This is a genomic window from Kitasatospora sp. CMC57, assembly GCF_045866025.2.
In the GTDB taxonomy this organism is placed as follows: domain Bacteria; phylum Actinomycetota; class Actinomycetes; order Streptomycetales; family Streptomycetaceae; genus Kitasatospora.
Genome location: NZ_AP035881.2, coordinates 6,255,529 through 6,270,008, shown reverse-complemented (window position 1 = coordinate 6,270,008; position 14,480 = coordinate 6,255,529). Strand labels below are relative to the sequence as shown.

Genomic DNA, 14,480 nt, shown 5'->3' with positions numbered 1-14,480 from the left:
CCCGTCCGTTGCCGACGACTGTGAAGTCAGGGCCCCGGAGGCCGACGTCTCGGATCTTCACTGCCGCCAGTGCTGTGCAGCGTAACCATGAACAACGGCTCCGCCCCCACTGCTCGGGGGCGGAGCCGTTGTTCCCGGTGCGGCGGGCGGAAGTCCTCGCTGAGTCGACGCGTGGTGGGCTATCTCTCGGGCAGTTCCGACGATCCGCTCTGGAACTCTGCCCGGAGCTTCCTCAGGAACTCCTGGAGCGGCTCGATGTGGCCAGGCGCCATGAAGGCAGACCGGAGCAGGCCGGCCAGCGTGTATTCGGGGTCGATGTTCAGTACCTCTGCCAGTGCAGCACGAGCCACAACCGTGTCGCCGAGCAGCCAGGTGTTCCATGCCAGCAGGGTCAGGGGCGCGGCGGCAAGCTCCTGGTACGGGGTGACGCAGTTGACCGCGAGATGCCGCCAGAGACCGGCGGCCGCAGGTCGTTCGGATTCCTCGGAGTACGCGCTGGCGAGGTCTCGGAACTCCCTATCCCGGAGCGCGATGAGGAGTTGGGCTGTCTGCTCGGTGTTGGGCATTTCGTCGAAGCTCAGCCGGTCGAGCAGCAGGCGATGACTTTCCGATGCCGCGATGGGTTCGGCTTCGGCCGTTGCCAGGGACCTACGCATTGCGTCGCTGTTGAGTGTGTCGTCGGGCCGTAGCATTGCCTGAATAGCGTCGAAGCTGGCGAAGGGTGCCTTTCCGGCGAGCGTGTACGCGGTGGAGATTGGGCCCGGGTTGTGGGAGCTGCGGACTGGTGTGGCGTCCGGCGGGCAGCAGTCGGCGTTCGTGCAGACGTAGGAGCTCCAGAGCCCTCCGGAGACGAGCAGGACTTCCTTCTGATGGAGTCCCGCTTCCCTGGCTGCCTGCATGAACTGCTTGGCGAGGCTGGTCGTCTCGACCACGACCTGGGCACGGTGTTGGCCGACTTCGGGGTCGCGGTAGAGGACTATGAAGATCCCGTCAGCGGGTTCGTTGTGGGCGTCATGGAGCCGGGTCAGTAGTTTGGTGCACTGGGTGGCTGCGGCCTCGGCTTCCTCGGGCTTCGGCATATCGAGTCGGAGCTTGAGGCCGATGTCCCTATGACCGGAACTGGTGCCGATCAGGACGACGGAGTTCTCCGGGTGGTAGCGGGGTACCGGCAGGTCTACGGCTGACCCCCACTCGCGCGGGGAGGACTCATGTCGTCAGCCAACCGCGTAGCGCGTGTCCGGCTGCCCCCCGCTCGCGCGGGGAGGTGTTGGTGGCCATCGGAAAGGCCAGGCAGGCGGCCACCAGGAGATTCCTAGAATTGCATTACGCAGCGTGACTAGATCTGGCGCTCGAGCGGGGTGCCGGCGGGTTGGGCGGTCCGGAGGTGGTCGGCGGCGTCCTGGACCTCCATGAGGAGAGTGTCGACGTCGTCGGTGGTGGTGAGGTAGTTGCAGACGCAGGCGCGCAGGACCGTTTCTCCGTCGTGGCTGACGGTGGCGAGGTAGGCGTGGCCGCGGGCCTGGACGCGTGCGGCCACCGCCGTGTGCAGGTCCGCTCGCCGATTGGGACGGTCTGTGTCGGGGTCGGCGACCAGGCGGAAGCAGACCACCGGCAGTGGGCCGTCGGTGCACAGTTCCAGTCCGGGGTGCTCCTGGACGCGTTGGCGCATGTACCGGGCGAGGTCCTGGTAGTGCTGGAGGAGGGTGATCACGCCGGATCGGCCGAGCTGGCGCAGGGTGGCCCAGAGGGTGAGTGCGCGGGTGCCGGGCCGGGTGAGCTCGATCGTGTAGTCGGACATCCAGGGCCAGTCCTGGTCAGCGTCGAGGTAGGAGGCGCGGAAGGTGAACGCGTCGCGCAGTCGGGCGGGGTCGGTGACGAGGGCGGCGCCGCAGCCGACGGGGACGGACAGGGTCTTGTGTGGGTCGACGGTGAGGGAGTCGAGGTCTGCGACGCCTCGGTAGAGGGGGGCCAGTTCGGGGACGAGGGTGCCGAGTCCGCCCCAGGCGCCGTCGGCGTGGTGCCACATGCCCGCGTGGTGGCACACCCGGGTGATCTCCTCGATCGGGTCGACGGCACCGCTGGCGGTGCTGCCGAGGTTGGAGACGACGCAGAACGGCAGCAGGCCGGCCGCGCGGTCCGCGTCGGCCATCGCCCGCAGGGCTTCGACGTCCATGCGCCGGTCCGCAGTGGTGGGCACCGCGCGCAGCCGCCACGGAGGAAGGCCGATCACGGCGGCGGCCTTGTTGACCGACATGTGGGCCTGGTCGCTGTGGTAAGCGGTCAGGCGCGCGTGGGCCTGGTCGTAGGCGGGGCCGTCGGCGGCGCCGTGGCGGCGCAGGAACCAGGTGCGGGCGGCGCCCAGGCAGAGCAGGTTGGCCATGGAGCCGCCGCTGGTCAGTACTCCGCCAGTGGTCGGTGCCATGCCTGCCAGGGAGGCCAGGTCACGCACCACTCCGCGTTCGAGGTCCATCAGGGCGTGCTCGCCCATGCCACAGGTCGCGTTGACCGCGGTGGCCAGCAGTTCGGCGATCACCCCGGCCGGGGACGGCGGTGAGTTGATCCAGGCGAAGAAGGCGGGATGGCCGTTGCCGGTCGGGTACGGGGCGATCATCTGGTCGACGAACTCCAGCAGGGCGCCGAGGTCCTGGCCCTCCTGCGGCAGCACCCCGGCTGCCAGGGCCTGCCGGTTCGCCGACGGGATGGGCCTGGCCACCGGATGCTGGGCGATCTGCCCGAGGTAGTCGGCGACCCAGTCCGCGGCGGCTGCCAGTTCGTCGCGGAACACCTTCGGGTGCACGGCCAGCGGCCCGGTGCCGCCACCGGACTCAAGCTGGGCCGAGGGCAGGCGGGGCAGGCAGCCGGTCTTCGGCGGTGTCGGCATCGGACGGTCGCACTTTCGCTCAGGAAGTCGGCCGGACGGCCATGATCCAGAACGACTGGCGCCTGCGTTGGTCACGGTCCTGGCTCAGCCGGAATACACCGCCCCGATTCCGGAGCCCGATGCCCGGAGGTCGACGACAAGGCTCGAACGTTCCCCGGCCCGGTGCCCCGGAGGCGACCGACGCCGATCACACACTGTTACCTGATGGCCATCCACCTGGAGCTGTCGTGCCCGTCATCCCGCACCATGCTGGCCACCAGCCGGGAAGATCCGGGCTCTGGCGCGAGTTCTGTGAAAGCCGCCCGGAGGTCTTGCCGGTTGGCGATCACGACGGGTGTCTGTCTCTGGGTTCCTGGCTGTCCTGTTTCCCCAGTTCGCGCTGCTGCAGGTGGACTTGATTCGATCGGTGGGCCGGTCCGTAAGGGTCCATGCTCGGAGTCGGACGCCGAAGGCGGAGTGCCCAGGCTGCGGAGCCTGGTCCGGGCGCGTGCACAGCGGCTACCAACGACGGGTCGGCAACACGGCGGTCTGTGGGCAGGAGCTGGTGCTGCACCTGCGGGTCCGCCGGTTCTTCTGCGATGCCGCCGAGTGCGGGAAGCGGACCTTCGCCGAGCAGATACCGGGCCTGACGTTCCGTCATGGCCGCTGCACGGTGCCGCTGCGGAAGGTCCGCGAGGCGATCGCGCTCACTCTGGGCGGCCGGGCCGGCTCCAGGCTCGCCGGGCACCTGGCAGTCGGGATCGGCCGCGATGCTCTGATCCGCCTGATCCGAGCCCTGCCGGACCCGCAGGCCGGGCCGGTGAGGGTGCTCGGCGTCGACGACTTCGCCCTGCGCGAGGGCCACCACTACGGCACGGTCCTGATCGACATCGAAGGCCGCTGCCCGGTCGATGTCCTGCCCGAACGATCCGCCGACGGCCTCGCAGCCTGGCTCACCGCGCATCCCCGGTGTCGAGGTGATCTGCCGCGACCGGGCCCGCTACTACGCCGAGGGCGCGGACCGCGGTGCCGGCACTGCCACGCAGGTCGCGGACAGGTTCCACTTGTGGAAGAACCTCGGCGAAGCGGCCGAGCGGTGGGACGCCGTCACGGCCGACCTCACACTCCGCTGGAACTCCGGCCCGGTCGAGGGCCACGTCAACCGCATCAAGATGCTCAAACGCCAGATGTTCGGCCGAGCCAAGCTCGACCTCCTCCGCACGCGCGTACTCCTCGCATCATGAAGATCACAGTGGTCGGCTTCTGTCCCGTCTCAGGCGAGTCGGAGCACCACGAACTGTTGGCCAGCAGTCGGTGAGGCTGAGTGAGATGGGCATTGCCGTCGTGGTCTTCACCTCAGCTGGCTGTCCTTGATCCGCTGCCGTGCCAGTGACGACGGGCGAGCGCACAGCCGCAGTTCGTCTCCCGGGTGGATGTCCAGGGTCACGGCGTCGAGCAGGCTCCCGATCGGCGGGTACTCGTCTGGGGTGAGGTGCCTGTTTTCGTCGGTCAGCAGCACGAGGTCGATGAACGCGGCGACATCAGATTGGGGCTCGACGATGGAGACCTCCACGCCGAAGCGCCCGCGGTGTCCGGTGACCTCACATTGGACGATCTGGTCCTTGTGAAGCCCGATGCTCACCCAAGGCCGACTGCTATCTGTCATGGGACCGCATCCTCCCACGCTGCTGAACTCGGCGTCACTTCATCACCCACCGCCTGGACGGCCTGCAGGACGAACCCCGCTCGGGCCGGCCACCCTCGATCCTTCTCGACCGGGTCGAGGAGGTCGTCATCGCCACCCTGGAGTCACCCGCGGGCAGGGACACGCACAGGTCAGGGGCCTCGATGGCCCAACGCACCGGCCTGTCGAAGTCGACCATCGGCCGGATCTGGAAGAAGTTCGACCTCAAGCCCCATCCGCAGGACTCCTTCAAACTGTCCACCGACCCGCAGTTCGTCGCCAAGGTCGTCGATGTCGTCGGCCTCTACCACCACCCGCCGGAGAAGGCAGTCGTGCTCTGCGTGGACGAGAAGTCCCAGATCCAGGCGCTGGACCGATCCCAGCCGGTCCTGCCGATGATGCCGGGCATGCCCGAACGCCGGACCCACGACTACTACCGGCACGGCATCACCAGCCTGTTCGCCGCCTTCAACATCGCCGACGGAACCGTCATATCCCAGCTCCACCGCCGCCACCGCGCGATCGAGTTCAGGAGGTTCCTGGTCCGGATCGACAAGGCGGTGCCCGCCGGGCTCGACGTTCACCTCGTCTGTGACAACTACGCCACCCACAACACGGCCGAGATCAAGACGTGGCTGGGCAAGCACCCGGGCTTCCGCATCCACTTCACCCCGACCGGCGCCTCCTGGATGAACCAGGTCGAGCGGTGGTTCGGCCTGCTGACCGACAAGCTCACCCGCCGCGGCGTCCACAAGTCCGTCAAGGCACTGGAGGACGACATCACCGCGTGGATCGACACCTGGAACAACAACCCACGGCCCTTCATCTGGACCAAGACCGCCGACGAGATCCTCAACTCCCTCGCCGACTACCTCACCAAAGTCGGCGCCGACAACCAGAGAACAGAGTGAAACTAACCATCAGACCTTCTGGCGCATCACACTGGACGCCGATCAGACCTTCCGGACCGGCCTCGACTTCCTCCTCGACGCATCGAAGCCCGCATCTCAAGCTGACACGCGACCGAGGGACCGGACGAGCGCCACCTGTGGCACCAGGTTGGCGCTGATGCATTAAAAGTCCGGTGAATCCCCTGTGAACCAAGTAAGTTGACGGTCAGTCACTTCAGGTCGACCGAGGGGGACGCGGCAACCGTCCAGCGGCCGACCACTGCGAGCTGTGGTGTCACACGTGGGGGGTACGTTGCGGCGGTCGGAGGACGAGCAGGTCGTGGCGGCGCTGGGCCGCGCCGGGGTGCAGGGTCTCGCCCCGGGAGAGATGCCGCTGTTCACTCAGCTGAGCGAGGCGTACTTCGCCCGCGGGGTCAGGCTCGACCGCTCCGATCGGGATGCGCTGTTGGGGTTCGGCCTCGACGCCGCAGTGGTGCTGCTGACACCGGTGGTGCTGGAGGCGTGCCGTCAGCTGTGGGGCGCGCTGAGCGCGAAGGCGGCGGAGCGGGCGGTGGACGGAGCCGGAGGTCTGCTGAGCCGGATCCGGCTGCGCCTCGGCAGGGGCGGCGCGCCACAGGACGGGGCCGCCCGGGTGGAGTTCACCGCCGAGGAGCTCGCCCTGCTGCGCACCGAGGTCACCAGGTGCGCAGCCGACCTGGCGCTGACGGATGCTCAGCAGCGCCTGCTGGCCGACGCGATCGTCGGAGCACTGGCCGTGCCCTCCCCAGCCCTGCCCGCCGGGGAGTGACGTGGGACCGGCCGGCGCCCGGGCGAGCGGACGGGCCGTCACCTCGGTCCTGTTCACGCTGCTCTCGCTCGAGGTGGCGCTGTCGACCCTGATCGTCGCCCGGGGAGCCTTCGCGATCTCCCCCGGTGGCCGGAGCTGGATCAGCCTGTGGAACCGGTGCCTGACCGCCCACCCGCTCGGCGGGGTGCCGACCGGCATCACCGACCTGCCGTCCTTCGCCGACTGGGGGTCGTACTCGAGCGGGCAGCTCGCCGCGGTCGAAGCGTGCGCGGCCCCCGCTCAGCACGACCAACTGCGCTGGCTCGTCGGCGGTCTGGTCCTCGTCCTGGCCGTCGCGGCGCTCCTGTACGCGGCGCATCCGCCGGTCCTCGCCCGCCGCTACCGCCTACGCGGTTTCGACCCCTCGGACGCCGCGCTGCTGCTGACCGAGCTGGAGCGGCTGCGACGGACGGCCGGTGCCGGACGCGTGCGGTTCCTCAGCCGCCCCTTCGATCCGGTGCCGTCGGCCTTCGTGGCCGGTCTGCCGGGTCGGCGCACGGTCGTCCTCAGCGCCGGACTCGTGGTGCGTCACCACACCGACCCGGCCGCGTTCCGGGCCACCGTCCTGCACGAGCTCGCGCACCTGCGCAACCGGGATGTCGACCAGACGTACGCGGCTCTGGCGCTCACGGGGGCGTTCACCCTGGTCGTGGGCGGGGCCGCGCTCTGGTTCGCGACGGCGGGCAGTGCCCCACCCGGGCTGGTGGCGGGGTTCGTCCTGCGGGTGGTCGGTCTGCTGATGGTGAGCGTGGTGCTGCTGGCGGCGCTGGTCCGCTCCCGGGAGTTCCAGGCCGACGCCCGGGTCGGTTCCGGGACTGCGGAAGGGGACGCGCTGGCGAGAATCCTCGCGAGTATGCCGACCCCGTCGCGCCGAGCACGGCTACGGCTGCACCCGGCTCCCGGCGCACGGCTGGCGGCCCTGCACGGCTCCGCGCCGTTGTTCGGGCAGAACTTCCGAGGGGGTCTCGGTATCGGCCTGGTCGCCATGGTCGGGCTGACCGGGCTGAGCCGGGCGGCATGGCTGCTGGTGTCGGACCCGGCCCAGGCCGCCTGGACCGCTGCGGCCATCGCCGTACCGGTGGCGGCGGCCGTGGTGGGTGGGCAGTGGCGTCCGGGCCCGCAGGCCCGGGCCGGGAGGGAACGGGCCGGGAGGGAACGGGTCTGGCCGTTCGCCCTGGGGCTGTCGGCCGGTCTGGCGCTCGGTCCGCTGCTCTCCCTGGAGACGGCGTTCGGACGGATCGACGCGCTGGGCCTGCTGGTCTGGGCCGTCGCCTGGGTGCCGCTCGTCGTCGCGCTCGCCACTCCGGTGACCTGCTGGGTGGTCCGAGGTGCGGCCACCGCGGCCCGGGCCGTCGGTGCGAGCCCGGCCGGGTCCGGAAGGACCGCGCGGGCCGCCCTGCTGACGGTGGTGGTCGTGCTCGCAACGGTCGCCTACACGATCGCGCTGCGCCTGGTCGACCAGGCGTTCCTGACGCTCGCTCCGCTGTCCGGGCAGGGCCCGGGCGCCGCGTTGTCCGCACTGGCGCAGCCGTTCGCGCTGCCCGGGCTGGCATACGCCTCCGCCGCCGTGCCCGCGGTGCTCGGCTGTGCCGTGCTGTCGGCCGCCGTGGTCGCGGGCATCGCGATCAGGCAGCGACTGCGGAACCGGCCGCCCTGGGCGGGCGAGTCGATGGCGGCGATCAGTGCGGGTTCGCGAGCGGGGCTGATCGCGGGTACGGCCGTGGCGGTGCTGATCCTGCTCTCCGCCTGGCAGGCGCACCAACTGCCGCTGCTGGAGCGGTGGAGCCACGAGTTCGTCATCCGCTTCCAGCTCTGGCTGATCCTGGCAGCTGATGTGATCGCACTGCTGGCCGGCCTGGTCGCGGCCGGCCGGGAGCCGCGTACGGGGCTGCTGCGCGGGGGGACGACAGCCCTCGTGTGCGCCGCCGTAGGGGCGTTCGCGATGGTCGTGCAGCCACTCCTCGGCCACTGTGCGGACGCCTTCGCACTGCGCCCGTCCAGCCGGGGGTGCCTGTCCGCGCCCGCCGGGGACGGCGTCGTTGTGATGGTCCAGCTGCTCCCCGGGGTGACCGGCGTGCTGTGCGTACTGCTGTTGCCGCCCTGGCTCGGCCTGCGGAGTTGGGTGGCGGGGCGGCTTTCGCCACGTCTGCGGGTGCGGCGGTGGGCGGTCGGCGGGCGCGGGCTCGCCCTGGCGGCGGTGCTGCCGCTGCTCGCCGGCCTGTACCTGGCCGGTCACCTGGTGACCCGGCAGAGCCGCGCCGCGCCGACTCTGGCCGGGGCGTCGGTCGGGGACCGTGGCTGGGTCGGGGCGGCCGACTACCGGTTCCGCCTGGCCCCCGGCTGGTTCGACGTCAGCTCCCAACCGGACGGCACCGGAGCGCACCTGCGGATCCGCCCGGAGGATTTCGTGCTGCGCGCCCAGGTCACGATCACCCGGACCACGGAGTTCCCGATCGACTCCGCCAAGGCGACCCTCCTCGCACAGGGTGGCCACGAGACCCTCGTCGGCGGACACCGGGCCCTCGTCCTCGAAGGCCGGCCACCGGGTGAGGACCGCTCACGCTTCGTCCTGGTGGAGGACGGCGGCGAACAGCTGCTCATCCACCTGTCGGCCCAGCCGCAGACCTGGCCGGACCGGGTGCGGGAGCTGGACACCATGCTGGCCGGCTGGCAGTGGACGGGGTGAGTGCAGGACTGCGGTGAGAACGTCGCACCAGAGGGTGCGAGGCCAGGGCTTCGGCAAAGTCTCGGGATGTCCGATTCGTGATCACGTGAGCCCGAGGGGGGCGAGTGGTCGCTGCGGGTCGCGGGCGTTGCGCCGCAGGGCAGTGGCGATGCTGCGGACGCCTGCGAGGCGGAGTGTGCCCTTGCCCCCGCGCAGCCAACACTCTCCACTACCCCCATCTCAGACGCGCGAGCCGGAACAGGAAGGCTCACGGCACTGCGACGGGCGCGAGAGAAGAGGGCCACACAAACCCCGATGCAACCAGCTCCTGCGTAGCCGCATCTCAGGGAACAGGAGCGCGGTGGCCGACCAGTTGGTCGGCCACCGCGCTCCTGCGTTCCCGCAGGTGATGATCTGTCCCCACCGCCGTCATGTCCCCACAGCGGCGTCTGCTCCAAACAGGGCAGGGTGCCGCCGACCTGTCCGGCATCCACCCGGATGCCTCAGTTGGCATGCAGCACATGGGCTGTGAGCCTACGGTGCGTCAGGAGGGGGCCTTCAATCCGAGAGGTGAAACACCCATGGCAGGAAAGTTCGAGCTCTACACCGACCCGTCCGGTGTGCACCGGTTCCGGCTCAAGACGTCCAACGGCACGGTGGTGATCACCAGTGACCCGCACGAGAGCAAGGAACAGTGCATGAAGAGCATCGAATCGATCAGGAAGCTCGCGCCCTACGCGCAGGTGCAGGAGTCCGCATCGGCCCCGGCCTGAGCCCCCTGACCGTCGGAGGGCCGACCCCGCGCGAGGCGGGATCGGCCCTCCGAACCGTGGCGACGGTCTGCCGACGACCGGTCAGTAGACGCTGACGCCGTACGCGCTGAGCGCCTCCACCACCGGCTGGAAGAACGTCGTGCCGCCGCTGGAGCAGTTGCCGCTGCCGCCCGAGGTCAGGCCGTGCGCGGTGTTGCCGGAGAAGAGCGCACCGCCGCTGTCGCCGGGCTCGGCGCAGACCGTGGTCTTGATCAGGCCGCGCACGGTGCCCTCGGCGTAGTTGACCGTGGCGTTCAGCGCCGTGACCTGGCCGCTGTGCACCTTGGTGGTGCTGCCGCTGCGGTAGACGGTCGCGCCGACGGCGGGGGTGCTCGCGGCGGTGATCCGGCGGGTGGTGCCGTTGTAGAGGTCCACCGCGGACGGCGGGGTCGAGCCGTCCGTGTACCGGACAATGGCGAAGTCGTCGCCGGGGAAGCGGGAGTTGGTCGTGGTGCCGAGCTTGGTGCTCTGGCTCTGGTTGGCGTACCAGGTGGCCGCGACGTTCCCGCAGTGACCGGCCGTCAGGAACGAGTACGTGGTGCCGCTGCGCACGTTGAAGCCCAGCGAGCAGCGGTATCCGCCGCCGTAGATCGCGTCACCGCCGGCCAGCTTGGTGCTGAACCGTCCGGCCACCTGCTCCACCCGGACGGCCGCTCCCAACCGCTGCGCGGCCTGCCTGACCTGGGCGAACGAGGAACCGTTGACGCTTTCGTCCACCGACAGCAGCACCTGGTTGGTCACCGGGTCGACCGCCCAGGCGGTGCCGGGGACGGTGGCGGAGCGGTCCAGTTCGGCGGTCGCGGCGGCCAGCTGCGCGCCGCTGCGGGTCACCAGCTGGGGTACCGCACCCGTGGCCCTGACCTGCTGTGCGGCGGACTGGTCCGTGACGGTGACGACCAGTCGGCCACTGCCGTCCAGGTACGAACCGGCGGTGCGCTCCTCGCCCAGCGACTGCTGGAGGGCGGTGGCCACGGCGGCGGCCTGCTCCCCGGTCGGGGTGGCACGGGCGACGGCGGTGGACGGCAGGGCGAGTGCGGAGCCGGTGACGAGCATCGCGGCGGCGGCGAGCAGGACGGCGGAGCGGCGGTTCCTCATGGTTGTGGTCTCCCTCGTGGGGGCTCGGGGACCAGTGCGCCCGACCCGGGCGAAGCCTGCGGGACGAGGCACCGGCTGCTGAGCACCACCATCCGACCGCCCCATGTGCACGTCAACCCGAGCGTCCTGCCAAACCTTTCGTCAACTCCCCCTGTCGGCCGGAACGCCTGTCCACGGACACCGGATCTCTCCGAAAGCCTCACGCCTGACACCTGTCGGCCGTTCGAGTGCCGTGCCTAGGGTCCAGCAATGGACTACTGCGCCCCCTGCCGCCGCCACCTCAACGGCGCCCTGTCCTGTCCTGGCTGCGGAGCCCCCGCCTCGGCCACCGCACCCGTCGCCGAGCCGCGTACGGATACCGCGCCGGCCCCGGCACCGCGCACCGCCTCGCGCCGCCGCCGGTCTCGTCGACGCGGCCCCGCCGTCGCGGCCACCGTCCTGGCGCTGGCCGTCGGTGGGGCCGGGGTGCTCGCCCTGCTGCCCGGCCCGCCCTCGGCCGTACCCACCTCCGGTCAGGACCAGCCGACCGCCACACCCTCCGGCGCCGCCACGCCGACCCGCGCGCCCTCGTCAGCGGCGCCCAGCGCCAAGCCCTCCCCCACGGCCACCATCCGCCCGAGCACCACCCGCCCCACCGCAGGCCCGTCCACCGGCCCCGCCTCCGCCGCCCCGCCCGGCCCTGCCACCACCCCTCCGGCACCGGCTCCGGCACCGCCGTCGCCCGCACCGACCACCGCCCCGCCGAAGACGCCCCACCCCTCGGCCTCCCCCACCTGCAACCGCTTCATCTTCTGGTGCACCTGAGCACCGGCTGAGGTACGGCCGCTGATACCTTCCCTCCAAGGTCAGCACGCCGTGCGCTGAACCGTCGCCGGGGGCTTGCATGGAAACCGACATCGTCTCGACTCCGGTCCAGGTCGGGCCTCCTGACCGCGCGTCCGGCAAGGGCGCCAGGAGCGCCGTCGTCCAGACCGCCGCCGCCGTGGCGCTGGCCGCCGCCGTCCTCGGAGGCATGTGGGCGGCTGGCCTGTTCCGTCCGACGGCCAAGCCCGGACCCGCCGCGTGCAACCCGCCCAAGGCCACCGACTCCCCCGAGTACCCGGCCCTCTGCGCCGCGCTGAACCGCCGCGATCTGCCGACGCTGCTCGGCACGCCGGACCCCGTGTCGGTCGCGCAGTCCGGCGGCGGGCCGATGATCTTCGCGGACGGGACGGTGGAGTACGACGCCTCGGCGGAGGTGCAGCTCGGCAACACCCGGGTGCGGATCTCCGACAACCACCAGCTCTCGGTCAGGACCGCCACCACCTTCGCGAGCCTGCTGCCGCAGCCGACCTCGCTGCTCGGCCATCCGGCGGCCACCTACTCCGACCACACGCTGGCGCTCAACTTCAACGGCGCGACCACCACCACGGGGACCGGCGGCATCGCGAGGCACCTGGTGGTCGCCAAGAGCGCCGACACCAACGGCGGGTCCTTCGAGATCACCATATGGCGCCAGGACCGTGGCACCCCGGAGGACGCCGCGCTGTTCCGGATCGCCGACCAGGTGTTCCCCTCCCTCCAGGGCTGGACCCCCGGACCGTAACCGCTGACAGAGTGCAGCGCCGGAACCGGGTCGCCTGGCACTCTGTCCGTGGCCCATGCCTTCCGCCGGACGGTAGCCTCCCGGGCACGTCACCGAGCGAAGGCAGGTCCCCGTGGGCTCCACCGGTAGCAGTCCCGTCGTCAACGGCGGGGTGTCGTTCTGGTACTCGTCGATCGGACTGCCCGTCCCACGCCCCGGCCTCACCGGCGGGACGGACGTGGACGTCTGCATCGTCGGCGGCGGCTACACCGGCCTGTGGACGGCGTACTACCTGAAGAAGGCCGATCCTGGCCTGCGGGTCACGGTCCTGGAGCAGCGGGTCTGCGGCTACGGGGCCTCCGGCCGCAACGGCGGCTGGCTGTACAACGGCTTCGCCGGACGCGGCGCCTTCGCCCGCCGGTACGGCGCCGACCGGGCCCGGGCGATGCAGCGGGCGATGGACGACTCGGTACGCGAGGTGGTGGACACCGCCGCCGCCGAGGGCATCGACGCCGACATCGCCCGGGGCGGCGTCCTGGAGGTGGCCAGGACGCCCGCCCAGCTGACCCGGCTGCTGGCCTTCGCGGCAGAGGAACGCACTTACGGCGAGGACGAGTTGATCGTACTCTCCGCTGCCGAGACCACCGCCAGGATCCGGGTGGACGGCGTGCTCGGCGGCACCTGGACGCCCCACGGCGCCCGGATCCAGCCCGCGAAGCTGGCCCAGGGCCTGGCCCGGGTGGTGCAGGACCTCGGTGTGGTGATCCACGAGGGTACCGAGGTGACGGCCGTCCACCCCGCCACGGCAGGCCGCCGGGCCCGGGCCGAGACCGCCGCGGGGACGGTCACGGCCGACTACGTCCTGCGCGCCACCGAGGGCTTCACCGCCCGGCTGCGCGGCGAACGGCGGACCTGGCTGCCGATGAACTCGGCGATGATCGTCACCGAACGGCTGCCGGACTCCTTCTGGGCCGGGACCGGCTGGCAGGGCCACGAGGTGCTGGGCGACTTCGCGCACGCCTACATGTACGCGCAGCGCACCGCCGACGACCGGATCGCGCTCGGCGGACGCGGCGTCCCGTACCGCTTCGGCTCCCGGACCGACACCGACGGCACCACCCAGCAGCGCACGGTCGACCAGCTCCGGGACGTCCTGCACCGGTTCTTCCCCGGCATTGCGGACGCCCGGATCGACCAGGCCTGGGCCGGGGTCCTCGGCGTTCCCCGGGACTGGTGCGCCACCGTCGAACTGGACCGCGCCACCGGACTCGGCTGGGCGGGCGGCTACGTCGGCAGCGGCGTGACCACCACCAACCTGGCCGGCCGCACCCTCCGTGACCTGGTGCTCGGTGACCGCACCGAACTCACCGGACTCCCCTGGGTGGGGCACACCGTCCGCCGCTGGGAGGTGGAGCCGCTGCGCTGGCTCGGCGTGCACGGCCTGTACGCCGCGTACCACGCCGCCGACCGCCAGGAGGCGGCCGGCCGCGCCACCACCTCGCCGATCGCCCGCCTCGCCGACCGGATCTCGGGCCGCTGACCCTCCGGCCGGGCGTCGTGGGCCGTCGGCCAGCCCATCGAGGGAAAGCACGGTCCGCCGGCCGGGCCCGGCGTACGTGACGCGGGCGTGTCAGCGGGTCAGAATGGAGGGGCGCACCCAGCTCCAGGAGGCACACCGGATGTCCGAGTCGATCGCCGAGGTACTGGCGGGCCGTCAGGTCCAGCGGATCCGGGTCGGCACCGGCCTGCGGCTGGAACTGGCCGGGGCGGTCACCGTCCTGATCGACAGCGACTTCCGGCTGCTCGCCGCCGGGGGTGTGGAGCACTTCTACCCGCAGCTCGGGACCGGCGTCACCGGCGGCCTGACCGTGCTGACCGGCAGCCGCCTGACCGGGGCGGTGGTCAGCCCGGCGGGCGGCCTGGAGCTGGCCTTCGACTGCGGACGCCGCCTCGTCGTCCCGCCGGACACCGCCGAGCACCCCTGGCAGGTCCTCGGCCCGCACGGCCCGCTCTTCACCGCCGAGCCCGGCGGCTACCTGACCGGCTGACCGCCCCCGTACGCG

The 14,480-nt window shown here is 71.4% G+C and carries 11 protein-coding genes and 3 pseudogenes; 10 read left to right on the top strand and 4 right to left on the bottom strand.

The window, feature by feature from the left end; translation table 11 throughout:
- Nucleotides 1-179 precede the first annotated feature (179 nt).
- Together ACKUU6_RS28160 and ACKUU6_RS28155 are read right to left on the bottom strand one after the other, a co-directional pair.
- A complete protein-coding gene (locus ACKUU6_RS28160) occupies nucleotides 180-1,172 on the bottom strand; it encodes a DUF4192 domain-containing protein (protein ID WP_407992262.1) in 993 nt (330 codons plus the stop codon).
- A gap of 164 nt (nucleotides 1,173-1,336) precedes the next feature.
- The gene (locus ACKUU6_RS28155) at nucleotides 1,337-2,881 is read right to left on the bottom strand and encodes a pyridoxal phosphate-dependent decarboxylase family protein (protein ID WP_407991376.1); all 1,545 of its coding nucleotides are present in this window, start codon (nucleotides 2,879-2,881) and stop codon (nucleotides 1,337-1,339) included.
- A gap of 334 nt (nucleotides 2,882-3,215) precedes the next feature.
- On the opposite strand from ACKUU6_RS28155, the pseudogene ACKUU6_RS28150 reads away from it, so the two are divergent.
- Together ACKUU6_RS28150 and ACKUU6_RS28145 are read left to right on the top strand one after the other, a co-directional pair.
- Nucleotides 3,216-3,404, top strand: a pseudogene (locus ACKUU6_RS28150) (ISL3 family transposase); the annotation flags it as partial.
- Nucleotides 3,405-3,771: 367 nt separating this feature from the next.
- Nucleotides 3,772-3,945, top strand: a pseudogene (locus ACKUU6_RS28145) (transposase); the annotation flags it as partial.
- Nucleotides 3,946-4,211: 266 nt separating this feature from the next.
- On the opposite strand, the gene ACKUU6_RS28140 reads toward ACKUU6_RS28145, so the two are convergent.
- Entirely contained in the window at nucleotides 4,212-4,502 is a 291-nt protein-coding gene (locus ACKUU6_RS28140; RefSeq protein ID WP_407991375.1) for a hypothetical protein, read from the bottom strand.
- A gap of 53 nt (nucleotides 4,503-4,555) precedes the next feature.
- Between ACKUU6_RS28140 and ACKUU6_RS28135 the strand changes: the two are divergent.
- The 4 genes and pseudogenes from ACKUU6_RS28135 to ACKUU6_RS28120 form a co-directional block, all read left to right on the top strand.
- Nucleotides 4,556-5,455: pseudogene (locus tag ACKUU6_RS28135) on the top strand (IS630 family transposase); the annotation flags it as partial.
- 280 nt (nucleotides 5,456-5,735) lie between these two features.
- Nucleotides 5,736-6,242, top strand: coding sequence for a hypothetical protein (locus tag ACKUU6_RS28130; RefSeq protein ID WP_407991374.1), 507 nt, complete (start codon nucleotides 5,736-5,738; stop codon nucleotides 6,240-6,242).
- Between the two features lies 1 nt (nucleotide 6,243).
- Nucleotides 6,244-8,967 (top strand): M48 family metallopeptidase, encoded by a 2,724-nt coding sequence (locus ACKUU6_RS28125; protein ID WP_407991373.1) that lies wholly within the window; start codon nucleotides 6,244-6,246, stop codon nucleotides 8,965-8,967.
- A gap of 560 nt (nucleotides 8,968-9,527) precedes the next feature.
- Nucleotides 9,528-9,719: a YegP family protein gene (locus ACKUU6_RS28120; protein WP_407991372.1), complete on the top strand. Its 192-nt coding sequence runs from the start codon at nucleotides 9,528-9,530 to the stop codon at nucleotides 9,717-9,719.
- Nucleotides 9,720-9,800: 81 nt separating this feature from the next.
- On the opposite strand, the gene ACKUU6_RS28115 is transcribed toward ACKUU6_RS28120, so the two are convergent.
- The gene (locus ACKUU6_RS28115) at nucleotides 9,801-10,853 is read right to left on the bottom strand and encodes a S1 family peptidase (protein ID WP_407991371.1); all 1,053 of its coding nucleotides are present in this window, start codon (nucleotides 10,851-10,853) and stop codon (nucleotides 9,801-9,803) included.
- A 249-nt stretch (nucleotides 10,854-11,102) separates the two neighbouring features.
- On the opposite strand from ACKUU6_RS28115, the gene ACKUU6_RS28110 reads away from it, so the two are divergent.
- The 4 genes from ACKUU6_RS28110 (at nucleotide 11,103) to ACKUU6_RS28095 (ending at nucleotide 14,465) form a co-directional block, all read left to right on the top strand.
- Nucleotides 11,103-11,657, top strand: coding sequence for an SCO2400 family protein (locus ACKUU6_RS28110; RefSeq protein ID WP_407991370.1), 555 nt, complete (start codon nucleotides 11,103-11,105; stop codon nucleotides 11,655-11,657).
- Between the two features lie 79 nt (nucleotides 11,658-11,736).
- Entirely contained in the window at nucleotides 11,737-12,438 is a 702-nt protein-coding gene (locus ACKUU6_RS28105) for a DUF6215 domain-containing protein (protein WP_407991369.1), read from the top strand.
- Between the two features lie 112 nt (nucleotides 12,439-12,550).
- The gene (locus ACKUU6_RS28100; protein WP_407991368.1) at nucleotides 12,551-13,957 is read left to right on the top strand and encodes an NAD(P)/FAD-dependent oxidoreductase; all 1,407 of its coding nucleotides are present in this window, start codon (nucleotides 12,551-12,553) and stop codon (nucleotides 13,955-13,957) included.
- A gap of 139 nt (nucleotides 13,958-14,096) precedes the next feature.
- Nucleotides 14,097-14,465: a DUF6188 family protein gene (locus ACKUU6_RS28095; protein ID WP_407991367.1), complete on the top strand. Its 369-nt coding sequence runs from the start codon at nucleotides 14,097-14,099 to the stop codon at nucleotides 14,463-14,465.
- Nucleotides 14,466-14,480 lie beyond the last annotated feature (15 nt).